The following is a 26,195-nucleotide window of genomic DNA, read 5'->3' on the forward strand; positions in this document are numbered from 1 at the left end:
TATAAATAAAGGGGCTTGCCCCCGTTCATTTGGGAGGATATAACTTTGGCAAGAAAAACGACGAAAGCGAAAGATAATGGTCAGGAATTCCTGACGACGCTTAGGGAACTCGGCAAGGAGAAGGGCATCGACGAAGAGGTGCTCTTCGAGGCCATCGAGGCTGCCCTGATCTCGGCCTATAAGCGCAATTTTGGCTCGGCACAGAATGTCCGCGTCACGCTTTCCAGAGAAACGGGCGCTTATCACGTCTATGCAATCAAGACGGTCGTCGAGGACCCTGTGGACGAAATCACGGAGATTTCGCTCGCACAGGCCCGCACGATTAAGCCGGACTATGAAGTCGGCGACGTCATCGAAATCGAAGTCACGCCGGCCAACTTCGGCCGCATCGCTGCGCAGACGGCAAAACAGGTCGTCGTCCAGCGCATCCGCGAGGCAGAGCGCGGCATCATCTATGAGGAATTCATGAGCCGTGAAGGCGACATCCTCACGGGCCTTGTCGAACGCGTCGAGAACCACAACGTCTACATCGACCTCGGCAAGACGGAAGCCGTGCTGACGCCGGCTGAACAGATCCCGACGGAGACGTATCAGCATGGCGACCGCATCAAGGCATATGTCGTCGAAGTCAAAAAGACGAACAAGGGACCGCAGATCGTCGTTTCGCGCACGCATCCGGGTCTCTTAAAGCGCCTGTTTGAGCTCGAAGTGCCAGAGATTCAGGAAGGCATTGTCGAGATCAAGTCCGTCGCCCGCGAGCCGGGCAACCGCTCGAAGATTGCCGTCTACTCGAAAGACGAAAATGTCGATCCGGTCGGCTCCTGCGTCGGCCATCGCGGCATGCGCGTCCAGTCGATTGTCGATGAACTCGGCAGCGAGAAAATCGATATCGTCAAATGGAGCGAGGATCCGGCGAAGTTCATTGCCAACGCCCTGAGCCCTGCCAAAGTTGTTTCCGTCGCCGTCAACGAAGCCGAAAAAGTTTCGCGCGTCGTCGTGCCGGACTATCAGCTCTCGCTTGCCATCGGCAAGGAAGGTCAGAACGCCCGCCTCGCCGCCAAGCTCACGGGCTGGAAGATTGACATCAAGAGCGAGTCGCAGGCTGCTGACGAAGAGCTCGATGAAAACATGCATGAAGTCGAAGTCACGGGGGATGAGTCCTTCACGGCTGAGGTGGAATAAGGTGGAATCATGAAGGTAAAGAAGATCCCACAGCGGCTTTGCCTGGGCTGCCAGGAAAGCCATCCAAAAAAAGATATGGTGCGCATCGTGCGCAGCCCCGAAGGCGAGTATTCCGTGGATTTCACGGGCAAGAAGCCGGGCCGCGGCGCGTACATCTGCCGCCAGCGCGAATGCTTTGACAAGGCCAAGAAAAGCCACGGCCTCGAGCGTTCGTTCAAAGCGCCGATTGAGGCTTCTGTCTACGATCTCCTCGAACAGGAATTGTTCGGGGGCAAAGATGAGGGCTGACATATGGCTGTTACCAAAGAGCAGCGCATCATGAATCTTTTGAGCATGGCCCAGCGCGCACGCCGGATTGTCTCCGGTGCGTTTGCGGTGGAGCAGGCTCTGAAGGCCCGTCAGGCCGTGCTCGTCCTGATGGCGGCAGATGCTTCTGCAGAATCCAAGAAAAATTACCAGATCTTAGCAGATCGATACAAGGTTCCCTATCTTGAGGGGCTTGACCGTGCCATGCTCGGTCAGTGTCTCGGCAAGGAGTACCGCGCAGTCGCAGCACTTCTCGATGAAGGTTTCGCGAAAAAACTGTGCGAGTTGATGAAGGAGCCATGAGTATGAAATAATAACCGGGGGTGGATTAATGTCCAAATACAGAGTTTTTGAGCTCGCCAAAGAGTTCAACACGGATAGCAAAGTAATTCTCGATATCCTCAAACGCAATAAATTCAAGGCCACGAATAATTTCTCAGGTGTCGGCGAAGAAGAGCGCACGGCCGTCAAGAATGCCCTGAGCAATAAGGGCGGCAAGGCCAAAGAAAGCAAGCCGCAGGCACCGGCTGCCCATGCAGCAGCTAATCCGGCCGAGAAAAAGACGGCCCAGAAGCCGGCTGAAAAGACACAGGCCGTAAAGCCGAATGCCAATAACAACAATAATAATGGCAATAACGGCAATAATGCACACCGCCATGAGGCTGCACACAATAACCGCGATAACCGCGACAGCCGCAATAACAATGGCAACAACGGCAATAACAATCGTGCTGCCGCTTCTGCAAACCGTCCGGCTCACAGCAACAACAATAACGGCAATAACGGCAATGGCGGCAATAATAACCGCAGTGACCGCAATAACGGCCGCAATGGCAATAATGGCGGCAATAACAGCCGCAACGACCGCCGCAATGGCCGCAATGAGCGCAATAACAGCCGCAATGACCGCAGCAACCGCTTCGGCGGACGCAATGACCGCCGCGGCAAGGGCCGCAACAATAAGCGCCAGCAGGCACCAAAGGTCGAAATCGCGCATCCGAAGCACATCAAGCTGCCGGAGACGATTGCCGTCAAGGACCTCGCTTCCAAGATGAGCTACACGGCTGCCGAAGTCGTCAAGAAGCTCTTCATGATGGGCGTCATGGCGACCATCAATCAGGAAATCGACTTCGATACGGCTGCTCTCGTCGCTTCGGAATTCGGCGTGACGTGTGAGGAACTGCCGCCAGAGGTAGACCCGACGGAAATTCCGGAAATCGAGGATGACCCGAAATCGCTGAAGCTCCGCCCGCCAGTCGTCACGGTCATGGGCCATGTCGACCACGGCAAGACGTCGCTTCTCGACTGCATCCGCAATACGCACGTCCAGACGCATGAGGCCGGCGGCATCACGCAGCACATCGGTGCTTATCAGGTCAACTGCAAGGGCAAGAAAATCGTCTTCCTCGACACGCCGGGTCATGAGGCTTTCACGGCCATGCGTGCCCGCGGCGCCCAGATCACGGATATCGCCGTCCTCGTCGTCGCTGCCGACGATGGCGTTATGCCGCAGACGATTGAGGCAATCCACCACGCAAAATCGGCTGGCGTGCCGATCATCGTTGCCATCAACAAGATCGATAAGCCGGGTGCCAATCCGGACCACGTCAAGCAGGAACTCATGGAGCAGGGTCTCGTGCCGGAGGAATACGGCGGAGACACGATCATGGTGCCAGTTTCGGCGAAGAAGCAGATCGGCATTGACGACCTCCTGGAGATGATTCTGCTCGTTGCCGAGGTCAAAGAGCTCAAGGCCAACCCGAACCGCGATGCCCGCGGCGTCATCGTCGAGGCCAAGCTCGATAAAGGCCGCGGCCCTGTCGCCACGGTCCTCGTTCAGAACGGTACGCTGCGCATTGGCGACTCCGTTGTCTGCGGCACGACGTACGGCAAGATCCGCGCCATGGTCAACGACCGCGGCGAGAACGTCAAGAAAGCCGGCCCGTCCGTACCAGTCGAGATCCTCGGCCTCAACGATGTGCCGGAAGCCGGCGATATCCTCGCCGTGCTCGAGGAGAAGCAGGCCCGTTCGATTGCCGAAGCACGCATCGAGCGCCAGCGCAACAACCTCATCAAGAGCAAGAAGGTCTCGCTTGACGACCTCTTCCATCAGATTCAGGAAGGCGACATCAAGGACCTCAATATTGTCATCAAGGCCGATGTTCAGGGCTCCGTCGAGGCTCTGTCGAGCTCGCTCTTAAAGCTCAACAAGAACGATGAAGTCCGTGTATCCATCGTCCATTCGGGCGTCGGCGCTGTCAACGAGTCCGATGTCATGCTGGCTTCGGCTTCCAACGCCCTGATTATCGCGTTCAATGTCCGCCCGGATGCCAATGCCCGCAAACTTGCGGACACGGAGAACATCGACATCCGCACGTACCGCGTCATCTACGATGCCATCAACGACGTCAAGGATGCCATGAGCGGCATGCTGAAGCCGAAGTACAAGGAAGTCATTCAGGGCCGCGTCGAGATTCGTCAGGTCATGAAGTTCTCGAAGGCCGTCGTAGCAGGCTCCTACGTACTCGAAGGCAAGATTTGCAACAATTCCAAGATCCGCATCATCCGCGACAACATCGAGATTTTCGATGGCGAGATCGACTCGCTGCGCCGCTTCAAGGATGAGGTCAAGGAAGTCAACGCAGGCTATGAGTGCGGCATCTCGGTGGTCAACTTCCGCGACTTCAAGGAAGGCGACATCATCGAGGCTTACACGATGGAAGAAGTCGCCACGACGATTGCCGATGCCAACAAGGCTGCCGCTAAGAAGCGCGAAGAGCAGGCAAAAGCCGCTGCAGCCAAGGCCAAGGAAGAGAAAAAAGACTGATTGATACGGATAACATTACGATAAAAGAGATAAAAGATACGATAAAAAAGGAGGGGAAGCCATGAGCCAGCTTCGCGTAGAAAAAGTACAGGAGCTCATGAAGCAGGAGGTCTCGGAGATCATTCTGCGGGAACTCAAGGACCCGCGCATCGGGTTCGTGACGGTCACGTCCGTCGAATGCACGGGCGACCTTCGGGAAGCCAAGATTTATGTCAGCCTGATGGGCAGTGAACAGCAGGTCAAGGACTGCTGGGCGGGACTCCAGAGCTCGCTCGGCTTCGTCCGCCGCGAAATCGGCAAGAGAATCCGCCTGCGCTTCACGCCGGAAATCTCGTTTGTCATTGATAAATCCCTCGATTACAGCGCTCATATCCAGGAGCTGCTGCTGAAAATCGAGGCCGAGGACAAGGCAAAAGAGCAGGCAAAGCCTGCAGAAGAAGCAGACGACAAACAGAAAGAAGAACATTGACATGATTGTAACATTGAGTGAAACGGCAGCCATCCTCGCCAGTGCTCAGCGTGTTGTCATCACGGCCCATGAGAATCCCGACGGCGATGCCATCGGGTCAAGTCTCGGGCTCATGCACATGCTGCGCAGCTTAGGCAAGGAAGCCTGCGTTCTGCTCGATGATGATATCCCGGCCATCTTTTCGGTGCTGCCGGGATATGATATTATTAGGAGACCGGACGAGAAAGAGCCCGTCGAAGCGGACCTTCTCGTCGTGCTCGACACCTCGACGGACCGCACGGGCTGTACGCTCGCGGCCGTCAAGGCAGAGCACCTTTTAAATATCGATCATCATCAGACGAATGATAATTCAGCAGAATACACTTATGTCGCCCCAGGCAGGGCGGCAACCGCCGAAATCATCTATGACCTCACGCGCGAACTGCCGGTCAAGCTGACGAAGGATATGGCCATGTGCATCTACACGGGCCTGGCGACGGATTCGGGCTTTTTCCGCTTCTCGAATACGACCTCGCATACGATGCGGGCCGCGGCGGAGATGCTCGACCATGGCGTGACGCCAAATGTCATCTCGGAAGCGCTGGAACAGAAGCCGTATCAGACGGTGCGCGACATCGGCGAGGCCATTGAAATGGCTGAACTCTTCGCGGACGGCCACGCGGCCGGCATCTTCCTCGACGAGGCGACGACGGCGCGCATGAAGTCGACGGAATCCTTTATCGGCATGATCCGCGTCATCGAAGGCGTGGACATCGCTGTTGTCATGAAGGCCAAGGAAAAGGAGCTCTGCCGCGTCAGCATGCGCTCGAAAGGCATTGACGTCAGCAAAATTGCCCTGCAGTTCGGCGGCGGCGGTCATACGCGCGCAGCCGGCTGCACGCTCCTGATGCCGTTTGAAGATGCCAAGCGCACCATCTGCGAGGCCATTTCGAAGGCCATCTGGGAGAATAAATAATGGCAGAGAAAAAAGCAGATGGCTTCCTTAATATATTGAAGCCGCCGGGCATGTCCTCGCACGATGTCATCGGCGCTGTGCGCAAAGTCCTAAAGATGAAGCGCGTCGGCCATGCCGGCACGCTCGACCCTGCGGCGGCCGGCGTTCTGCCAATTGCCACGGGGCAGGCGGCAAGGCTCATCGAGTACCTCGAACTCGCCGACAAGACGTACCGCGCGGAGCTGACGTTTGGCTTGGCGACGGACAGCGGCGACGATACGGGCGAAGTGACTGAAAGCGTCACGGATTTTACGATGCCGTCTAAGGAAGAAGTCATGGCAGCCCTGCAGAAATTTACGGGCGTCATTCGGCAGACGCCGCCTGCGCACTCGGCCATCAAAATCAATGGCAAAAGGGCCTGCGACCTTTTGCGTCAGGGCGTCGCGGTCGAAATTCCGTCGCGCGAAGTGACCATCCATGCCATAGACCTCATTGCCTACAAGCCCGGGAAGAAGAAAATCCTCATCGATGTCAAGTGTTCCAAAGGCACGTATATAAGGAGCCTCTGCCTTGACATTGGCGCGGCCCTCGGCCTGCCGGCCGTCATGAGCTTTCTCGTGCGCAGCCGTGTCGGCGATTTTTCGCTGACGGAGGCGCTGACGCTCGAAGAACTTCAGGAGAGAGGGGCAGAGGCCATCCTGCCGCCCGCGGAATTTTTGAATCACCTCGAGCGCTATGACCTCGACCCGAGCCGCGAAAAGGCCTTCTGCAACGGCCTCGGCACGGGCGAACGCCGCCGTGTGCCAAAGTCCGACACGCTGCGCGTCTACTGCGCGGGGGATTTTCTCGGCATCGGCCGCTATGACCGCAAAACGCAGGAAGTCATACCTGCCAAGGTCATTTTGCGTCAGGCCGGCCATTAAAGGCCTTTAGCCAAATATCAAGGAGGGCAATTTATGCAGTTTTATTCCAGGCTCACCGCTCTCAAACAGGAATATCCGCGCCTCGTCGTCGTGCTCGGCATGTTCGACGGCGTGCACATCGGCCATCGAAGCATCATCAGGCGGGCCGTGGAGCTCGCGCGCGAACACAATGGCAAATGCCTTGTCTTCACGTTCAGCAATCATCCGCTGTCCGTCGTCGCGCCGCAGTCGCTGCCGCCGCAGATTGCGAATAATCTGCTCAAAAAGCAGCTGATGGCGGAGCTCGGCGTCGATATTCTCATGGCCATCCCGTTCACGAAGGACCTCGCACGCCGTACGCCGGAAGAATTCATGGAGCTTCTGCGCGACTATTTCGCGCCGCGCGTCGTCGTGACGGGACCGAATTACACTTTTGGCAGCCGCGGCAAGGGCACACACCGCCTTTTGCAGCGTGCGGGCAGGGACTACGGCTTCCGCGCAGAGATTTGTCCGGCCGTACTTTTAGGCGGACGCCCTGTCAGCAGCACACGCATCCGCGCTCTGATTGACGAGGGAAACTTAAATGAGGCGGAAATCTGCCTCGGACGGCCGTTTACCGTGCTCGACCGCGTCATTCACGGCGACCGGCGCGGCCGCACGCTGGGCTTCCCGACGGCGAATCTCGCGATTCCCGATGCTCAGGTCATGCTGCCAAACGGCGTCTATGCCGCCAAAGTCATCCATGACGGCAGCATGTATGCGGGCCTTGCCAATATCGGCAACAACCCGACCTTTGAGGGCTGCAACCGCCGCATCGAGGTCAATATTCAGGATTTTTCGGAGGATATCTACGACCAGCTCATCGAGGTCCAGTTCCTGCAGAAAATCCGCGATGAAGAGAAATTTGCCTCGGTCGATGAACTCGTCGCGCAGATGCACAAGGACCGCGAGCGTGCCAAAGAAATCTGGCGCCGCACAGTGCAATAAAAGGCTTTACAAGCCCTGACGGCCTATGATATAATACCAGAAGTGCCAATTGGCAAAACCTCAGCCCAGATGGCGAAGAACTCCGACGTCTTCCTGGCTGATGGAGATTTACGATTTATTAGGAGGAAAACAAAACATGCTGACTCAGGAAGCAAAACAGGAAATCATGCAGAAGTATGCCGTTCATGAAGGTGACACGGGTTCGCCGGAAGTACAGATCGCTGTTCTTTCCGCTCGTATCGACTATCTGACGGAGCATCTCAAGCAGCATAAGAAGGACCATCATTCCCGTCGCGGTCTGCTGAAGATGGTCGGCCATCGCCGCCGCCTGCTCAGCTACCTCTACAAGACGGATATCGAGCGTTATCGTTCGATCATCTCGAAGCTTGGTCTGCGTTCCACGGTTGAGCGTTGATCGCTGACAAGCATCAGGAATGAGCCTGAAGCGGAAAGCGGGAGCAATCCCGCTTTTTTTTCTGGAAAATTTGACTAGGGCTTATATATAATGAAGGAAAGATTCAAGGAGGTACATATGAATCGCTTTGAGATGGAACTCGCCGGCCGTCCGCTTGTCATCGAGAACGGCAAGATGGCCAAGCAGGCGAATGGTGCCGTACTCGTGCGTTACGGCGATACGGTCGTGCTCGTGACGGCTACGGCTTCGGCCGAGCCGCGCGAGGGCGTGGACTTTTTCCCGCTGACGGTCGACTATGAAGAGAAGATGTACGCTGCCGGCAAGATTCCGGGCGGCTTCATCAAGCGCGAAGGCCGCCCGTCGAGCGAGGCCGTGCTGCGCGCACGCCTGATTGACCGCCCGATTCGTCCGCTGTTCCCGAAGGGCTTCCGCAATGACGTACAGATTGTCGCGACGGTCCTTTCCGTCGAGCAGGACAATGAGCCGGAGCTTGCGGCCATGCTCGGTGCTTCGTGCGCCCTGACGGTTTCCGATATCCCGTTTATGGGACCGATTGCCGGTGTGCGCGTCGGCCGCGTCAACGACGAATTCGTCATCAACCCGACGGAAGAGCAGCGCAAGGTCTCGACGTTGAACCTCACGGTTGCAGGCTCCCACGACGCCGTCATGATGGTCGAAGCCGGTGCCAACGAGCTGCCGGAAGATGTCATCCTCGATGCCATCCTGTTCGGCCATGAGGAAATCAAGCGCCTCGTCGAGTTCCAGCAGGGCATTCAGGCCACGTGCGGCAAGGAAAAAATGCAGCCGAAGCTCTTCCTCGTACCGGAAGAAATGGAAGAGGGCATCCGCGCTTATGCCAAGGAACGTCTCGACGCTGCTGTCCGCAATCCGGACAAGCTCGACCGCGATGCGCATATCGCCGACATCGCCGCCGATACGATGGAGCATTTCCTCGAACTCTACCCGGAGATGGACAAGGAAATCGGCATTGCCTTCCATGACCTCGAAAAATCCGTCGTGCGTCATATGATCACGCACGAGAAAATTCGTCCGGACGGCCGCGAAGTCGAAGAAGTCCGTCCGGTATCGTGCGAAGTCGGCCTGCTGCCGCGCACGCATGGCTCCGGCCTCTTTACGCGCGGTCAGACGCAGATTCTCACGGTCACGACGCTCGGCGCCCTCGGTGATGAGCAGGTCATCGATGGCCTTGGCCCTGAGACGACGAAGCATTACATCCATCATTACAACTTCCCGGGCTACAGCGTCGGCGAAGCCCGCCCGATGCGCAGCCCAGGCCGCCGCGAAATCGGCCATGGCGCCCTTGCGGAGCGCGCACTCGTGCCGGTCATCCCGTCCATCGAGGAGTTCCCGTACACGATTCGCCTCGTTTCCGAGGTCCTCGAGTCGAACGGTTCGAGCTCCATGGGTTCCGTCTGCGGCAGCACCCTGTCCCTCATGAATGCCGGCGTGCCCATTAAGCGCCCGGTCTCCGGCGTCGCCATGGGCCTCGTCAAGGAAGGGGACAAGTACACGATCCTCACCGACATTCAGGGCATGGAAGATGCCCTCGGCGACATGGATTTCAAAGTTGCCGGCACGACGGAAGGCATCACGGCCATCCAGATGGATATCAAGGTCGACGGCCTCTCGCGTGAGATTCTGTCTTCCGCCCTGCAGCAGGCAAAACGCGGCCGCGCGTTCATCCTCGGCAAGATGCTCGAATGCATCGACAAGCCGGCTGCGGACCTCTCGCCGTACGCACCGCGCGTCGAGACGATGAAAATCAAGGTTGACAAGATTCGCGACGTCATCGGCACGGGCGGCAAAGTCGTCAAGAAAATCATCGACGAGACCGGCGTACAGATTGACATCCACGAGGACGGCAATATCTTCATCACTTCGGCCGATGCAGAGGGCATGAATAAGGCCAAGGCCATGATTGAAGACATCGTGCGCGAAGTCGAAGTCGGACAGGTCTACACGGGCCGCGTCACGCGCCTGATGAAATTCGGCGCCTTCGTCGAGATCCTGCCGGGCAAGGAAGGCCTCTGCCACATCTCGCAGCTCGCCAAGCACCGCGTCGAAAAAGTCGAAGACGTCGTGCAGGTCGGCGACCAGCTGCAGGTCAAAGTCACGGAAATCGATGACAAGGGCCGCATCAATCTCAGCCATAAAGCCGTGCTTTAATCTGCAAGTTGCGGCTGTACATAAAAAGCGTTCTTCTCTTTGCGGGGAAGAACGCTTTTTTCATTTCTTGAACATCTTGTTCAGCGGATTTTCCTTGAAGATATTGCCCTGTTCGATGTAGCGGTGCACCATTTTTTCTGAATGATGACGCGTCTGCCGCATAATCGTCAGGGCGTCGACATCGTGCTGGGCCGCGCTTGTCGCAAAGCCGCGCCGGAGGCTGTGGCCCGCGAAGCTCGCGGGATTGAGCCCGGCAAGGCCCGCGTATTTCTTGACAATCAAGGCAACGGATTTATCCGTGAGCTGCGACTGACGCAGCGTATGGCTGCGCGTGAACGGCCGGAAGAGGGGGCCTGTATGGATGTCAGCGGCCGCAAGCCAGGCCCGGACGGCCCGCACGGCGCAGATTTCGGGGTCCGGTGCGTACGGCACGGCAATCTGCGCGCCGCGTCCTAATTGGTCGCTCTTTGACTGCGGCACGAGAATCACGAGGCCCTGCGACGTAAACGTCAGGTGCTCAATTTGGATGGCCACGAGCTCCGAGCGGCGGAACGCGCCGGCAAAGCCAAGGAAAATCAAAGCCCTGTCGCGCAAAGCGACGATGTCATCGCCAAAACAGTCCGCGAGCAGATACAGCGTCTCCATGAGAATCGGCGCCTTGCCCTGCTGGAATGTGCCCTTCTCGCGCCGAATCGCTTCCATCGCCGCGCGCACGAGATTGTCCTTTGCCGGATTGTTTTTGCCCTCGTAGCCGGCGGCCAGGTGATTCTCTGAAATCGCCGTCACGCGCCGCGCCACGGTATTGGCCTTGGCATCATCGGCGAGGTCATTGAGATAATTGACAATCGTCTCCGGCCGCGCCGGCAGATCCCGCTCATGATGATACGCGCACCAGTCCGAAAAATCACTCCAGTCCGCTGCATACGCCTTCAGCGTATTGTCCGCCTTCGACTTCACGAGACGGGCCTTGGCCTTTTCTGAAAGATGCGCATTCGTCTCAATGCGCTGATTCTTGAGCAGATAAAAATTCTTCTTGGGAGTCATGTATGTTCATCCTTTGTTGGTTGATGGTTATTTCTTATGATTTCGTCAGCAGATTTTAGATTACCGCGGCTTTTCGTGCAAACTTGGCGCCGGCGGGGGCTGCCTGACGCTCCGCGTGGCCGCTGGCTAAATTTATTTTTTGTCTTTTAAGGCATCCTTCGCAAGAGCTAAACGCACTTCGTTTGGACGACGCTCTTTCGAAGGGTTCTGGCGGACAAAAAATAAATTCTTCACGCCAGAGGCCAAAGCTCCGCTTACAGGCAGCCCCCGCCGGCTCACGTCCTCTTTTTGCTTGTGGAAGATTGACTTTTGTCAACCTTCCACAAGCAGTACGATACATTTTCATTGATGTTGGCGGTGCTGGATTGTAAGGCAGGAGAAGGGCGGCCCAATAAGTGAAGCTTCAGCCTGCTGCGCGGAACGTTTGGGCTGCCCTTCTCCTGCCGCCTTATTTGTACTACCTTTGTATACTTCACTTTTCCCTTCTATTATATGATGGAACTATGTTATAATGCAATTATTCCTAAATGCTGTATAATAAAGAAAGAAGGAAGGTGACTTCCATGAAATTTATGAAACGACGTTATGAACGCAAGTTAAGAGAAAAGATGAAATCGCATAAACATGTTACTGGCCTTTTGCTGGGGCTTTTGTGCCTGTTTGTGGTTCTTGGCGGGCTTTTGCTGACGACGCGGCAGGAGGCTTCTTCGCAGCTTTTGACGCCGCCGCCCGCAGGGCTCAGTGCGACGACAGCGGAGACGCCCATGTCGTATTCGCCGATTCTCACGTGGCAGACGGATGATGAGGCCGTCATGTACGAGATTGAGTTTTTTACGAAGAAGCCGGAGCATATCTCGAATTCAAAAATCTCGTCGCAGGCCGTTTTCCGCACGCGCAGTGTCTATCAGAATGCCTACAATGCTCCGCTTGAGGAATTTGCCGCCGACCAGCTCGGAAATCCAAATGAGCCGATTTACTGGCGCGTGCGCGCGATTGACTTCAACGGCACGCCGTATACGCCTTTTTCCGAGCTCGTGCCTCTCTACACCTCGCCGAGCCTGCCGCGCATGAATGCACCGGTGCTCACGGCGGAATACGGCGGCGAGAAGGGGGAGACGCTGCTTTATCCGGTTTATACGTGGATTGGACAGGCCAATGCGGCGAGCTACGAGGTCGATATTTACGCGGAAAATCCGGAGGTCAATCCCGAGGCTGAGCCCATCGAGACGCTGACAACGGATATGGCCGAAATCTACGACCCGCAGCCGCATTACGGCGATGCGCCTTTTTATTGGCGCGTGCGTTCGTTTGACGGCGCGGGGGAGCCCTTGGGTACCTGGTCCGAGGTGCGTTCGTTCCGCACGAATCCTGCTGACAACTGGCAGGTGGCCGTACTCGGCGACAGCATCAGCCACGGCGGTGGCCATTATTCGTACAGCCCTGCCGTCTTCTCGTTCAGCTGGCTCCATTATCTCGACTTCCCGAGCATCAATCTCTCGGAGAGCGGCGATACGAGCGGCATGACGGCCGAGCGCTTTGACCGCGATGTCCTGCCGTTCCATCCGGAGTATCTGCTCATCATGACGGGCAGCAACAGCCTGCGGGCCGGCGAAGACACGGACGCGGTCATCGCTGATATCGAGTCCATTCGCCAGCGCTGCCTTGAAAACGGCATCAAGCCGATTCTCCTGACACTGCCGGCCATCAACCCCGACAACATCGACCATGTTTTTCAGGAGCCGACAGCAGACGACTGGGAAGAGCGCTTTGAGGCCGTCAACGCCTATATCCGCACACATACGTACATTGACATGGCCATGGCCATTCCGACAAAAGACGGCCAGCTGCCCACGCAGTACGCCCTCGACGGTCTGCATCCGGACGCCAATGGCAAGGCCCTGATGGGCGCGTACGTCAATTCGGTCTGGCCGGAGGTCAAGGCCGCTGCGGACGAGGAGATGCAGGAATACCTCGACGCGCAGGCAGCCGCAGGCTCGGACGCTGGCGCAGAATGACGAATCCGGCTGGAAACGAACATCTGGCCCCTCTGGATTTGTCATGGTATATGTATTATAATGAAATGAGGGAAAGACAGAAGCCTTTCCCTCATTTCTTGATTTTGGAGGAAATTTTGCATGAAAGCATATCATAATCTTTTGGCTCTGGCCGCCGCCGGAGTCATCCTGTTCTCGCATGGGAATGTCTTTGCGGACGCGGACAGCGAGGCCGCGCAGATGGCCGCTGTCCCGGGTGACAGCTCCATCGCGGATACTTCAGAGGTCACGCAGGCTGCTGAGAATACGGCCGGCACCGCTGCTGAGACTGCCTCCGATACCGCCGACGCTGCGGAGACCGCGGGGGATACGCAGTCCGATGCGAATGCAGGCATGCCGAACCCGATGGTTCCCTACAATAGTTACACGGAGATGGCACAGGCCCTTGACTTTCATCCGCTTTATTTCCCTTTGAGCTCAGGCCTTGAGCTGCAGCAGCGCTTTATCATCGGCGGCAATGTTGCCGACCTTCGCTATGCCTCGCGCTACGGCCAGCCGGAAAAACGCGCGCAGTTCACCGTGCGCACGGCCGTGGCCGACCCCGACAGCATGACGGCCGAGACGCTCAGCGGCGTTTACGGCGCAAACTGGCAGACGCAGACGATTGGCGGCACGTCCGTGCAGATTGCCGAAGTCAGCGATTCTTCATTTGCCGCCTACTGGACGAAAGACGGCTTTGTCTTCTCCGTCGGGGCCGAAAATGTCAACCGCTGGGATTTCCTGCGTCAGGTGCGCGACAATCTCATCGACCTGACCGAGCATTATTATTGACTTTTCACTTGTTCCGGAACCCTGACTTTTGCAGAGAGGAAAGGATGATAAAATGCAGATCCTTGTCGTAGATGATGAAGCTTCCATACGGGAGCTGCTCGCGTTCAATCTTAAGAAAAACGGCTACGAGGTCGAGACGGCCGCCGACGGCCGCGAAGCCCTCGCCAAGGCGCCCAAAGCCGACCTCGTGCTTCTCGACATCATGCTGCCCGAGATTGACGGCCTCGAAGTCTGCCGCCGTCTCAAGTCAAGTCCGCAGACAAATGGCATTCCCATCATCATGCTGACGGCCAAAGCCGAAGAAATCGACCGTGTGCTCGGGCTCGAGATGGGTGCCGATGACTATGTCGTCAAACCATTTTCCATGCGCGAGCTCATCGCGCGCGTCAAAGCCGTGCTGCGCCGCTCCCATCAGGACGACAAAGCAAAAGGGGAGGCACTCTCCATCGGCAGCCTGCGCATTGACTTTTCCTCGTATCAGGTCTGGCTGCACGATGAGCCCGTGGCCCTGACGCCAAAGGAATACGAGCTTTTGAAGCTCCTCGTGACAAATCCCGGCCGCGCCTTTTCACGCGATGAACTCTTAGAGCGCATCTGGGGCTACGAATACTACGGCGACACGCGCACAGTCGACGTCCACATCCGCCACCTGCGCGCCAAACTCGCCGCGGCCCCCGAAATCAGCGACGCCATCGAAACCGTCCGCGGCGTCGGCTATCGCTTCACCCGCAAAATTTCCTAATAAATAAACAGCCTTAAGAAGATGACTATTTTTGCAGTCATCTTCTTTTTTTTGACATAAAAGCAGGATTTTGCTCATAAAAGAACGAATTGTTCTATAAAGTTTGCTTAAAGACTCATTTGGTATGTATGGCAATATGCTTTTGCGTCAATAAGATTCTGATAGATACGTGACAGTTGGATAAAAATGTAAGAATTTCGTTTAAGAATCCCATTGATGAAAAAGATACAACTCGCATATAACCATTTGCAGGTGCATTTTGTTCCAAAGGTGGGGTTGATATTATGAATAAAATTTATAAGGTCATCTACAATCGCGCGCGCAACATGTATCAGGTCGTCTCTGAGATCGTGCACAGCCGGGGCAAGACACGAAGCCTGCAGAGCCGCGTCCGTCCCCAAAGCCTCGCCCGCCTCGTAGCCGCCACCCTGCTGGCCATGAGCATAGGACTGCCGGTCGGGTGGGCGGCAGATGGTGATAGTGCGGGTACCACCACGAGTGATACTACGACTGCGACAGCGACCTACATCAGCGACACCAATACTGCAGACGAAAACATCAAGGCACTGGATACCCAAGTAGCCAAGAATGCTGCGGATATCAGCACCAATAAGACTAATATAGCAACGAATACGGCTGATATTGCTACGAATAAGGAAAGTATCGCCGGCAACAAGACGGCTATCGATACCAATACAAAAAACATAGCAACGAATAAGACAGCTACGGAGACTAATGCAACCAATATTGCAGCGAATAAGACGGCTACCGAGACCAATGCGACGAATATAGCAGCAAACAAGACGGCTACCGAAACCAATGCGACGAATATAGCAGCCAATAAGACGTCTATTGAGAAGAATGCAACCGATATTACAACAAATGCCAATAATATTGCCACCAATAAATCCGATATCAGCAATCTCAAGAATTTGTCCAATATTACGGATGCCGGCAATACGGTCATCAAGAAGCAGGCCAAACAGGCGGTGAAAGTGGCTGCTACGGGCAATGCCACGGTCAGCACAACCGGCTCGGAAGATGATGGCAGCACTTTGACTTACACCATCAATGTGGCCAACAATGGTGCCATTTCCGTCGGAGATACGAATCTGGTTTCCGGCGACACCCTGTACACGGAACTGCGGCCGACGAGTGGCACTTATATCAGTGCAGGCAATACGACGGCTGCCAATTTGATTTCTTTGGATACAAATTTGGTCAACGTCGTCAATGCTTTGGGCTTGGACATCAATGATACGACTACAAGCTATACATCAAAAATGACTAGGTACTTTAAGGTCAATCCAGAAGTTACCACCAGTACAGATGGTACTAAGACTTATGCCACCGATGCTTCTGTAAATGGTACGAACTCTCTTGCCATCGGGCCAAGTGCCAAGGTGGATACGGCCGCTACGGCCACGGCTCTGGGCAATGGGGCCACGGTAAACAAAACGGCCACCAGCGGCCTGGCCATCGGCAATGGTGCCACCACCGGTGCAACTGAATACACAAAAGTGGTAAACGATACCACGTCCGTCACCGTTGCTGCGGCCGGTGGCGAAAACAGCGTGGCCATCGGCACTTCGGCCAGTGCAGCCGGCAATACGTCCATTGCCTTGGGCAATGGGGCATCCGTAACCAATGATACGGACGGCAACTATCAGGCCGTGGTCAAGTCCGACGACATCGCCATCGGTACGAAAGCTTCCACCGCCGCTTCTGATTCTTCCACGGCCATCGGCAAATCGGCCACTGTTTCTGAGAGCACCGATGCTGTAGCTATTGGCAGCTCCGCAACGGCTTCTTCCTCCAAGGATGCTTTAGTCCTGGGCAAGGAAGCCAAGGCCACCAGTGCCGCCGATTCCATTGCCATGGGTACCAGTGCAGCGGCCAACTCGGCAGATGTGGTGGTCATCGGCAGCAGCACCAGTGCCACCGGTGCCAATTCCGTAGTCATCGGCAAGAGCGCTCAAACCACCAGTGAAGGCGGCAATGCCATCGGCAGTTCCAGCACGGCATCCGGTCGTTCTACGGCCATCGGCCAGAGTGCAACCGCCAATAACTTTGATGCGTTGGCCATCGGCAATGGGGCAACGGCCAATGCAGACCGGTCCATTTCTTTGGGCTATAAGGCAGGCGTGGGTACGACGGAAGGGAAGGGCGAACCCCAGACTTCCGGCTCTCTGATTGCCATCGGTACGGAAGCCGGCAATGACGTAGCCGGTATGCAGAACATTGCTATCGGCTCCAGCGCCGGCAACAAGACGAAGAGCAACTACAACGTAGCCATCGGCTCCAGCGCCGGTTACAACATCAGTTATGCCGACGACAGTCTGAACCAGAATGGGTATAACGTATCCATCGGGTACCAGGCCAATTATCAAAGTTCGGCGGCTAATATTATGAATGCCATCTCTATCGGTGAAAAAACCAATGCGGAAAACTATGCGGTTGCGATTGGCGGGGAAGCCCAAGCTACAGGTACGAACTCTATGGCTTTAGGATATACGGCTCAAGCAGCAGGTACGGACTCCGTTTCCTTAGGGCGGAATGCTTCTTCTGCTGGCGGCAACGTGGCCATCGGTGCCGGTTCTGCGGCTCCGGCTGTTTCTACGCTGGGGACGGTACAGACTGATAGTAAGGGCAATAGTTATCTCTATAAAGCAACGACGAGTACTGGCTCCGATGGATCCACTACGACGACGTATACGGAATATAAGTCTGCCTTTACATATAAACCCTTGTCCGCTAATTCCACTTATGTTTCTGTAGGGGATTCGACGGGCACGACCGCTTTAACACGCCGTATTTCCAACGTAGCAGATGGTGTCTTCGATTCCGATGCAGCAACGGTAGGGCAGTTGAATTCCCTGAATGAACTGCTCCAGGCGACGGACACGAAAGTCGGCTTGACGAAAGATTATTTCGAACAGAAATTTACGGATTTGAATACCAACATTGATTCGGTGAAGCCGCATTATTTTGCCATCAGCAGTTCTAGTGAAAATTTGACAGATAACTATAACAATACAGGTGCTACAGCTAATATGGCAGATGCCATGGCTATTGGCCCTAATGCTAATGCTACTAATAAAAAGACCCTGGCTATCGGCAATAACGTCTATGCCACAGGCCTGCGCAGCATTGCCATCGGTACGGCAGATAACCCATCCACGGATTCCAGTGGTACGAAAACCACACATAATACTTCAGCCGAAGGGGAAAACAGTATTGCTTTGGGTACTTCCACTACGGCCCAGTCTGACAACTCTGTAGCCATTGGTACCCGTGCCCAGACGTATACTACGGATACCACCAAGGGCTCCATCACGGGCGTAAAGGCTGTGGCCATCGGCTATAGTGCAACTACAGCCGGTGATACCTCTGTTGCCGTCGGTAATAACGCCACTGTTAAATATGCTTCCGGTACGGCGGTGGGTACCGATTCTCTGGCAGACGGCACCAATGCTGTGGCCATCGGTGAGGGCAGCAAAGCCTATAGCGACAACTCCACGGCCATTGGCCAGGGCAACAGCATCACGGGCAACAACACCTATGGCTTGGGCAGCAGCAATACAGTCAGCGGTGCCTGGGGAGGTGTTACCACCAGCGGTGTGTCCGGTTATAACAACAGTGTGACCTCTATTTCCGATGCCAATACGAAGAAGGCTATTTCTGGTATTTACATGACTGGTAACAGCAACAGCCTGACCCAGAATGTGGTCGATAACAATGTATCGGATATTACTGTTACGGGCAGTGATAACAAAATCGATGCCGGAGCAGGCGGCACGTCCAGTCATCCCAATACGGTGAGCCAGATTTCCATCGTTGGTTCCAGCAATACGGTCCAGGGCAAGAGCTCAGACAACGGACTGACCAACAATATTAAAAATGTCACCATACTGGGCTATAACAACAAAGTCGATGCCAACACGGATACGAACAAGGACTTCTCCAACACTCAGATCCTGGGCAACAACGTGACGGCCGGCCTGGGCAACTCCGTTTATCTGGGCAATAACGCAGCTTATGTAGGCCAGACCATGGCGAAGAGCGATGCCATCACGGCAGCCAAAACGGCAGCCGATACGGCAGCCGAAGCGTCGGACGAATACGCTGCGGCTACGACGGATACAGAAAAGGCCCAGATTAAAGCCAAATATGAAGCCCAGTATCTGTATGAACTCAATGTGGAAGCTATGGAGGCCAGCGGCACCACGGCCGGCACTCAGAGCTACAGCACAGATAAAACCTATGGTGACGACACGAGTTACACCTACGCTGGTTCCAGTCCGACTGGCGTCATCACGGTGGGCAAAGTTGGCGGCGAACGGCGCATCCAGAATGTGGCCGCCGGTCTTGTCAGTGCGTCCAGCACGGATGCAGTCAACGGCTCCCAGCTCTATGCCCTGACGCGGCAGCTGCGCTTTGGCGGCGACAACTCCACTTTTGGTGCTGACAGTGCTGCCGATACCAACGTCATCGCCCGCGGCTCGGCCCAGACCTTGGCCATCACCGGCGGCGGAGTGGGAGTCACCACGACTAATACGGACGGCGTGACCACCACCACCGTGGACAGCACGAAGCTCACGGACAAGAACATCAGCGTCATCGCCGATACGGACGACAATGCCCTGAACATCAAACTGGCCAGCAACCTGACCAGTCTGAACACGGCCCAGCTGGGTTCCGGCAGCGGCACGAGCTATCAGGAAACCATCAAGCTGGACGGCACGGGGACAAACGGCGGCACCTTGACTCTTGACGATGCCAAGGGCGCCAACGGCGTCACCCTGCGCACCAGCGGCAGTACGACCACAAAAGACCTGTCCGGGACTGCAGCTACGCGGCTTTTGGTCAATGACAAGACGGTGGCCACCATGGATGACGGTCTGACCGTCGGTGGTGACTCCGGCACGGATTCCAACCTGAAACTGAACAGCAAACTGACCATCAAAGGCGGTATCAACAGCCAGAATGCAGCCAACCGTCTGAATGACACGAACAACAACATCGGCGTCACGTCGGACGGCAATGGCACGCTGACGGTCAAACTGAGCAAGGATGTTGTCCTCGGCAATTACCAGAGCGGCACAGAAACGACGGATAAATCCGGTACCCTGCGCGTCAATGGCGGCAGCTACTATTCCATCAACAATGGCTCCAGCATTTCCCTTTATAAATCGACCGGTACGGCGGACGGCTCCAGCAAATCTCCGGCTTCCGATGACACTCTTGGCGTAACCATGGGTATAACAAAGGCCAACGGCGGCTATATCGGCCTCTTTGATGGCAGCGGTACCAATGAAAAATACATCTTCAGCGGCGATACGGAAAATGGGATTCCGCGTATCCAGTACAATAACGGGACGAAGACAGGAACAACCTACAGTCTGGCAACCCTGAACGATGGCACCAATTATAAAGACGATGCGGGCAATTCTATTTCCGTGGCCTTGAATAAGACCCTGACTCTCAGCGGCGGGGCCACGACCGACAGCACGAATACGGCGGCCAACTGGACGACGGGCAACATCAGCGTCGTTTCTTCGGCTGATACGACGGACGGCACAGCCAACGGCAACGGTACCATGAGCATCCGTCTGGCCAAGAATCTGGATCTGAGCAGCGATGGCAGCCTCAAGACGGGGAATACCACGATTAACAACAGCGGCCTGACCAACGGCAGCACGACCCTGAACGGCACGGGACTGACCATTACCAATGGTCCCAGCGTGACCACCAGCGGCATCACGGCCAACGGGAAGATTGCCAAGGTCACGGCGGGAACGGACAATACGGATGCGGCCAATGTGGCTCAAATCAAGGCAGCTACCACGGAAGTAGAGGCTGGCGATAACGTATCTGTTACCAATACACCCGGTGCTAACCAGCAGAACGTTTACAAAGTGAGTGTCAATAACCTGGCCGTGAAAGCTAATGGTGAGGGTACGACTACGGTGGCCCTGGCCAATGGCTTGAACTTCAAGAATGGCACCAACACCACGGCGGCCGTGGCCAGCGACGGAACTGTGACCATCAGCGCCACCCACAACAAACTGACTGCGGTTACGGCTGAAGCAGGGGATAAGGACAATGTGACGCTGACCCTGAAAGATGCAGACGGCAACGAAGTGGCTTCCACGGGCCTGAAGAACACGGTTACCACGGTTTCCAAGAATGGCACGGACCATACGGTGACCTTCGCCCGCAATGACGGAGTTTCTGAAACTCTGTCCCTGGGCGACTTGAACGGTGCCAGCAAGGATGACTTGACGACCAGCGTGAATACCCTGAACAGTACCATCCAAACGGCGGCTGCAAAAGCTACTTCCACTGTCGTAAAAGGTAATAACGTGGACAGCGTCACTGATGATACCAATTCGGCTGACGGCCACCATATTTACACGGTCAACGTCAGCGACCTGGCCGTCAAGACCACGGATGGCGAGAAGAAATCCGTCAAACTGGCCGATGGCCTCGTCTTTGCTGACGGCGACAATACCACGGCTACTGTTGGAGACAATGGTACCATTAAATATAACGTGTCCAATGCAGCCATCAAAGCGCAGGCCAAGGAAGCCGTCGATGTGAAATCGGCCAACAGCTTTGCAACGGTCAGTGCCGACACGACGGATCCCAGTAAGACGACTTTCACGATTACGGCAACGCACAACAAGCTGACCAGCGGGGAAGTGACGACGGCGGCTACGCCTGACAGCAATGCCGTGACCATGACCTTGAAAGATGCTGACGGTAACGAAGTGACCACTTCCGGTTTGAAGGATACGTATACGACGATTACGAAGGATACGGAGGCGAAAACCGTCAAATTCCACCGGAATGATGGCACGGATACGACCCTGAGCCTCAGCGATTTCGGCGCTGCCAGCACGACGGACATGAATCAAGCCGTAGCGGCTGCAACGACGGAAATCAAAGCCGGCACGAATGCTTCGCTGGGAACAACGACGACGGATGCCACGGACAAGCACAAAATCTATACGCTGAACGTGGACAACCTGTCTGTCGCTCAGAATAATACCAAAGTCGGCACGGGCGTAGCACTGAAAGATGGCCTGAGCTTTAACGACGGTACGAATACGACGGCCAGCGTGACGGCAGATGGCAAGGTTTCCTTCAATGTTTCCAATGATGCCATCAAGGCACAAGCCAAAAATGCTGTTTCCATGAACGCAGGGGACAACGTGAAGATCGGTGCGCCCACAGAAACGGATACCAGCAAGACTTACACCATTTCCGTAGACAATCTGAAACTGCAGGCCAACAGTGTCGATGCGGGCAGTCGCAAGCTGGCAGATGGACTCAACTTTGCCAATGGGACGAACACGACGGCTGCTGTCGATGCTGATGGAAAAATCACCTATGGCCTGAATGACAGTATTTCTCTGACTCAGGTCACGACGGGCAACAGTTCATTGTCTAATGAAGGACTGAAAATCACGAATGGCCCCAGCGTCCTGGCCTCCGGCATCAATGCGGGCGATAAGGTCATTACCAATGTTGCCAGCGGTGGCGATACAGACACGAATGCTGCGAACATCAGTGATGTCAAACGTCTCGTAAATGCAGCGTCCAGTACGACGGCCACGACGGGCTTCAAAGTCAAAGGCGACGATACGACGGCCAAGACCGTTCAGCTTGGCAAACAGCTCAATGTCACGGGCGGTGCCACGTCTGATTTGACGGACGGCAATGTAGGTGTCACGACCTCCGCCGATGAGCAGGGCAATGCCACGCTTTCTGTGAAATTGAAGAAAGACATCAATCTTGGAGAAGAAGGCAGCATCCAGACCGGTGCTACGACGATGAATAACGCGGGCATCACCAATGGCAATATGAGCCTGGGTGCCAGCGGCCTGACCATTACGGGCGGCCCCAGCGTCACGACCAGCGGTATCGATGCGGGCAGCAAGAAGATTACCGGTGTGGAAGAAGGCACTGCCGATACGGATGCTGTCAACGTGAAACAGTTGAATGCACTGACTTCCAAAGTGGACAGCGCGGCTTGGACCATCGAGGACGCAGACCACACGGAAAATGCCCAGACGGTGAAGGCCGGAGATACGGTGGCCCTGAAAGCCGGCGACAACTTGTCCCTGAGTCAGGATGGAAAGACGTTCACGTACAGCCTGAACAAGGTCGTGACTGGCATGACCAGCGTCACGGCGGTGGATGACAAGCAGAACACCGCTGTCCTGAACGGCGAAGGCCTGAAGGTTTCGGACAGGGACGGCAATTCGCTGACCCAGCATGCTACGGAAGTACGGCTCCATGATGCCAACAAGGCAGCCGATGATACGACGACTGATGTAGTCCTGAACAAACAGGGCCTGCAGAACGGCGGCCATACCATCACGGGCGTGGCCGACGGCAAGGTCGTTGCCGGTTCCCAGGAAGCGGTCAACGGCGGCCAGCTCTATGCCCTGCAGCAGAAAGTCGGCAGCGGCTGGAAAATCACGGGCAACAATACGGCCAGCACCACCAGCATCGGTGCGGACAAGACCGTTTCTTTCATTAATGGTAAGAACAGTACTGTTACTGTGTCCGGTTCTGATTCCGGCGCTACGGTGAAAGTCGATGTGGATACCGCAACGCTGAGTACAAAAGATAACAAAGCAGTCGCCTCTGGTTCCGGTGTCGCTGATGCCGGCGAAGTAGCAGACGCCATCAACAATGCGGCTTGGAATGTCCAGAAAGCAGGCAGTACAGCTCAGACTCAGCAGGTGAAAGCGGGATCGACGGTGACCTTCGGCAACGACGATAACCTGACTTTGACTCAGAATGGCACGGCCTTTACGTATGGTCTGGCTTCCAATGTAAATATTGCAACCATTCGTCTCGGTGGTACGAAAGGCGCTGATGGTGTCTGGACCGGTGGTATCTACATCGGCAAGCAGGTGGGCGGCGGTGCCAATACCAATGACGGAAATTATATCACCGGCCTTGGCAACACGGCTTGGGATCTGTCCAAAGTGGTGGATGACCGGGCGGCTACGGAAGGCCAGTTGAAAGCAGCTATCAACCAGGTGACCATTGCCTCTCAGTCCGGCGGTTTCGGCCTGCGGGACGCAGACGGCAATACCGTTACGCAGATGCTGGGCCAGACGGTTAGTATTGTCGGTGATACGGAATATGCTCCTGACGGCAAGACCATAACCAAACAGGGTAATATCACGACAGAAGCCGACAGCAAGAACATAGGCGGCATCAAGGTGAAACTCAGCGACAATGTTAAGTTAGCTGATACAGGTTCTTTGACGGTCGGTCAAAGCAAAGTGACAAATGGCAAGGTTGAACTGGATAATACAACGGATACTAGCAAAAAAATTATGCTGGACAGTTCAACTGGTACGGCTGCTGTTGGTGGCGTTATTGTCAATGGTTCTGAAAAGACAGTTACAGGGTTATCTAACACGAATTGGGATGCTACAAAGGCCAATGTAGCTGTTTCGGCAGGCGGTTATCAGGGTTCGACCAAGGCGGCTACGGAAAGTCAGTTAGCTGCGGCTATTTCGCAGGCTACAACGACGGCACAGAACAACGAACTTCATGTTCAGGCCGGTACATATAATGTCACAACCAAGACGGATGCTCAGACAGGGGCTAAGACAAATTCTGTCACCATGAATATTGTCGATGGTGCAGGAGCTACTAAAGGTCAGGTTGTCATCAACGACGTGGCCAAGGCTTCCGATTTGGGCGACACGACGCAGTTGGCTGATGCGGTCAAGACCAAGAACGGCGATAACTATCAGACGACTTCTGTAGTGGAAGCCGTGAACAACCTGAATACGAAGGTCGATAATCGTGTCGGTGACAATCAGTACAGTGCTGTCACCAACAAGGATATTGACGTGCAGGACGGCGATAGTTCTACCACAGCTATTGCTAAACTGAACAAGCGTATGACAGATATTTATACTACAGCCGGACAACACACTACCGTTAGCAATAGCGATAAGAATTTGATTTTGACAAAAACTGAGAATGGAGCCACGAATTACCAAATTGATTTGAACAAGGAAAAACTGGACCTCGGCAATGTGACGATTAAGGGCAATGAAGGCTCCATCGCCGCCAAGTCAATGACGGCCGACACCTTTACGGCCGGCAGCACGGTCGTCAACAACGACGGTGTGAAAGTCGGCGACAAGTCGGCCCTGACCGGCGATACTTTGAAAGTCAACGGCAAGACGTATGTTTCCGGTGATGGCATCAATGCCAACAGCCAGAAGATCACGAATGTCGCAGACGGCAGTAATGACGGCGATGCGGTCAATGTCAAGCAGGTCAACGAACTGGCCGCTCAGCAGAATGCTGCGATTAACCAGAATGCTTCGAACATCAACCAGCTCGACCGCGCCGTCAATCGTCTTGATTCGCGCATCAACCGCGTTGGTGCAGGGGCGGCAGCTCTCGCGGCCCTGCATCCTGGCGACTATGACCCGAACGACAAGGTCGATTTTGCGGCAGGCTTCGGCAATTACCGCGGGGCCAGCGCGGCGGCTGTCGGCGTTTACTACCATCCGGATGAGACCACGACCATGTCCGTCGGCGCAAGCTTCGGCGGCGGTGAAAATATGGTCAACGCCGGTGTCACGTGGAAGATGGGCAAGGATTCCGGTCATATGCGCAAACAGGCCGTAAGGACTGTGCCGGTTCAGTTTGTCGCTGCCAATACAGCGGCGGCCGTGCCGGTCAGCGCGGCGAATGCGGCGGTCAAAACGCCGGCCCCGACTACGACAACGACTACGACTACAGCGGCCAACGGCCAGCAGGTCCCGATTGTCGCAGCTTACCTGCCTTCGCCGGATTCGCCGGTCCGCGCGGAAAACGATGAGCTCAAGGAACTTCTGGCACGCCAGACGGCCATCCTTGAAAAACTCACGGAGCAGAAGACGGGCCAGCCCGCTGCCGCAGCTCCGGCTGTCAGCGGCGACGACCTCTATCCGGATGTGCCGGAAAATCACTGGGCCTATGACTTTGTCGGCAAACTCGCCAAAGCCGGAGTCCTCAAAGGCTGCAGCGTAGAAGACCCTGTAAACAACCCGATGCTCACGCGCAACGACTTCGCTCAGATTCTCTACACGGCCCTCAAGAACGGCGCCACGAAAGACCCCGCCCTCAACAAAGACGGCGGACTCAATCATCTGGCCAGCGAATTCCGCGCCGAACTCAAAAATGTCAAACGCTGACCTCCGCTGACTTTTGGCAGCAGGTCAAAGCAGTCGGACAAGGCAGAATTAAAATGATGCCATAAAACAAAAAGGAAGTTCCTTCACGTTATCGCGTTATCGTGAAGGAACTTCCTTTTTACTGCTCAGTGTGAGCCATTCGCCTTT

The 26,195-nt window shown here is 55.5% G+C and carries 15 protein-coding genes; 14 read left to right on the forward strand and 1 reads right to left on the reverse strand.

Annotation, left to right across the window (positions count from 1 at the left end):
• Positions 1 to 45 precede the first annotated feature (45 nt).
• The 10 genes from nusA (at position 46) to ACI4OH_RS06310 (ending at position 10,209) form a co-directional block, all read left to right on the forward strand.
• Positions 46 to 1,182, forward strand: coding sequence for a transcription termination factor NusA (nusA, locus tag ACI4OH_RS06265; RefSeq protein WP_435721031.1), 1,137 nt, complete (start codon positions 46 to 48; stop codon positions 1,180 to 1,182).
• Between the two features lie 9 nt (positions 1,183 to 1,191).
• Positions 1,192 to 1,470 carry an RNase P modulator RnpM gene (gene rnpM, locus ACI4OH_RS06270; protein WP_432647579.1) on the forward strand — a complete coding sequence of 93 codons (279 nt, stop codon included), beginning with the start codon at positions 1,192 to 1,194 and terminating at the stop codon, positions 1,468 to 1,470.
• Positions 1,471 to 1,473: 3 nt separating this feature from the next.
• Complete coding sequence (locus tag ACI4OH_RS06275; RefSeq protein WP_435721032.1) at positions 1,474 to 1,791, forward strand: L7Ae/L30e/S12e/Gadd45 family ribosomal protein; 318 nt, start codon at positions 1,474 to 1,476, stop codon at positions 1,789 to 1,791.
• Positions 1,792 to 1,819: 28 nt separating this feature from the next.
• On the forward strand, positions 1,820 to 4,315 hold the full coding sequence (gene infB / locus ACI4OH_RS06280; RefSeq protein ID WP_435721033.1) for a translation initiation factor IF-2: 2,496 nt from the start codon (positions 1,820 to 1,822) through the stop codon (positions 4,313 to 4,315).
• Positions 4,316 to 4,376: 61 nt separating this feature from the next.
• Positions 4,377 to 4,784 (forward strand): 30S ribosome-binding factor RbfA, encoded by a 408-nt coding sequence (gene rbfA, locus ACI4OH_RS06285; RefSeq protein ID WP_432647582.1) that lies wholly within the window; start codon positions 4,377 to 4,379, stop codon positions 4,782 to 4,784.
• 1 nt (position 4,785) lies between these two features.
• The gene (locus ACI4OH_RS06290; RefSeq protein ID WP_439784409.1) at positions 4,786 to 5,739 is read left to right on the forward strand and encodes a DHH family phosphoesterase; all 954 of its coding nucleotides are present in this window, start codon (positions 4,786 to 4,788) and stop codon (positions 5,737 to 5,739) included.
• The gene (gene truB, locus ACI4OH_RS06295; protein ID WP_439784410.1) at positions 5,739 to 6,641 is read left to right on the forward strand and encodes a tRNA pseudouridine(55) synthase TruB; all 903 of its coding nucleotides are present in this window, start codon (positions 5,739 to 5,741) and stop codon (positions 6,639 to 6,641) included. The genes ACI4OH_RS06290 and truB overlap by 1 nt, the downstream gene beginning before the upstream one ends.
• A 33-nt stretch (positions 6,642 to 6,674) precedes the next feature.
• The gene (locus ACI4OH_RS06300) at positions 6,675 to 7,607 is read left to right on the forward strand and encodes a bifunctional riboflavin kinase/FAD synthetase (RefSeq protein ID WP_432647585.1); all 933 of its coding nucleotides are present in this window, start codon (positions 6,675 to 6,677) and stop codon (positions 7,605 to 7,607) included.
• Between the two features lie 136 nt (positions 7,608 to 7,743).
• The gene (gene rpsO / locus ACI4OH_RS06305) at positions 7,744 to 8,022 is read left to right on the forward strand and encodes a 30S ribosomal protein S15 (RefSeq protein WP_432647586.1); all 279 of its coding nucleotides are present in this window, start codon (positions 7,744 to 7,746) and stop codon (positions 8,020 to 8,022) included.
• A gap of 117 nt (positions 8,023 to 8,139) precedes the next feature.
• On the forward strand, positions 8,140 to 10,209 hold the full coding sequence (locus ACI4OH_RS06310; protein WP_439784411.1) for a polyribonucleotide nucleotidyltransferase: 2,070 nt from the start codon (positions 8,140 to 8,142) through the stop codon (positions 10,207 to 10,209).
• 60 nt (positions 10,210 to 10,269) lie between these two features.
• Here the strand turns inward: ACI4OH_RS06310 and ACI4OH_RS06315 are convergent, their stop codons facing one another.
• Positions 10,270 to 11,253: a site-specific integrase gene (locus tag ACI4OH_RS06315; RefSeq protein ID WP_435721038.1), complete on the reverse strand. Its 984-nt coding sequence runs from the start codon at positions 11,251 to 11,253 to the stop codon at positions 10,270 to 10,272.
• A 563-nt stretch (positions 11,254 to 11,816) separates the two neighbouring features.
• On the opposite strand from ACI4OH_RS06315, the gene ACI4OH_RS06320 reads away from it, so the two are divergent.
• The 4 genes from ACI4OH_RS06320 (at position 11,817) to ACI4OH_RS06335 (ending at position 26,048) form a co-directional block, all read left to right on the forward strand.
• Positions 11,817 to 13,268, forward strand: a complete 1,452-nt coding sequence (locus ACI4OH_RS06320) for an SGNH/GDSL hydrolase family protein (protein ID WP_435721039.1) — start codon at positions 11,817 to 11,819, stop codon at positions 13,266 to 13,268.
• Between the two features lie 120 nt (positions 13,269 to 13,388).
• Positions 13,389 to 14,078, forward strand: a complete 690-nt coding sequence (locus ACI4OH_RS06325) for a hypothetical protein (protein ID WP_435721040.1) — start codon at positions 13,389 to 13,391, stop codon at positions 14,076 to 14,078.
• 52 nt (positions 14,079 to 14,130) lie between these two features.
• Positions 14,131 to 14,820 carry a winged helix-turn-helix domain-containing protein gene (locus ACI4OH_RS06330; protein WP_435721041.1) on the forward strand — a complete coding sequence of 230 codons (690 nt, stop codon included), beginning with the start codon at positions 14,131 to 14,133 and terminating at the stop codon, positions 14,818 to 14,820.
• Positions 14,821 to 15,104: 284 nt separating this feature from the next.
• A complete protein-coding gene (locus ACI4OH_RS06335) occupies positions 15,105 to 26,048 on the forward strand; it encodes an ESPR-type extended signal peptide-containing protein (RefSeq protein ID WP_439784412.1) in 10,944 nt (3,647 codons plus the stop codon).
• The last annotated feature ends 147 nt before the right edge of the window (positions 26,049 to 26,195 follow it).

This window comes from Mitsuokella apri (assembly GCF_051886055.1).
In the GTDB taxonomy this organism is placed as follows: Bacteria; Bacillota; Negativicutes; order Selenomonadales; family Selenomonadaceae; genus Mitsuokella.

Bases quoted from the DNA above. Each gene is read 5' to 3' on its own strand.
- ACI4OH_RS06300 (WP_432647585.1), top strand. From the start codon at position 6,675: ATGCAGTTTTATTCCAGGCTCACCGCTCTCAAACAGGAATATCCGCGC.
- ACI4OH_RS06335 (WP_439784412.1), top strand. From the start codon at position 15,105: ATGAATAAAATTTATAAGGTCATCTACAATCGCGCGCGCAACATGTAT.
- ACI4OH_RS06315 (WP_435721038.1), bottom strand. From the start codon at position 11,253: ATGACTCCCAAGAAGAATTTTTATCTGCTCAAGAATCAGCGCATTGAG.
- ACI4OH_RS06325 (WP_435721040.1), top strand. From the start codon at position 13,389: ATGAAAGCATATCATAATCTTTTGGCTCTGGCCGCCGCCGGAGTCATC.
- ACI4OH_RS06320 (WP_435721039.1), top strand. From the start codon at position 11,817: ATGAAATTTATGAAACGACGTTATGAACGCAAGTTAAGAGAAAAGATG.
- rnpM (WP_432647579.1), top strand. From the start codon at position 1,192: ATGAAGGTAAAGAAGATCCCACAGCGGCTTTGCCTGGGCTGCCAGGAA.
- ACI4OH_RS06275 (WP_435721032.1), top strand. From the start codon at position 1,474: ATGGCTGTTACCAAAGAGCAGCGCATCATGAATCTTTTGAGCATGGCC.
- ACI4OH_RS06330 (WP_435721041.1), top strand. From the start codon at position 14,131: ATGCAGATCCTTGTCGTAGATGATGAAGCTTCCATACGGGAGCTGCTC.
- ACI4OH_RS06290 (WP_439784409.1), top strand. From the start codon at position 4,786: ATGATTGTAACATTGAGTGAAACGGCAGCCATCCTCGCCAGTGCTCAG.
- truB (WP_439784410.1), top strand. From the start codon at position 5,739: ATGGCAGAGAAAAAAGCAGATGGCTTCCTTAATATATTGAAGCCGCCG.
- infB (WP_435721033.1), top strand. From the start codon at position 1,820: ATGTCCAAATACAGAGTTTTTGAGCTCGCCAAAGAGTTCAACACGGAT.
- ACI4OH_RS06310 (WP_439784411.1), top strand. From the start codon at position 8,140: ATGAATCGCTTTGAGATGGAACTCGCCGGCCGTCCGCTTGTCATCGAG.
- rpsO (WP_432647586.1), top strand. From the start codon at position 7,744: ATGCTGACTCAGGAAGCAAAACAGGAAATCATGCAGAAGTATGCCGTT.
- rbfA (WP_432647582.1), top strand. From the start codon at position 4,377: ATGAGCCAGCTTCGCGTAGAAAAAGTACAGGAGCTCATGAAGCAGGAG.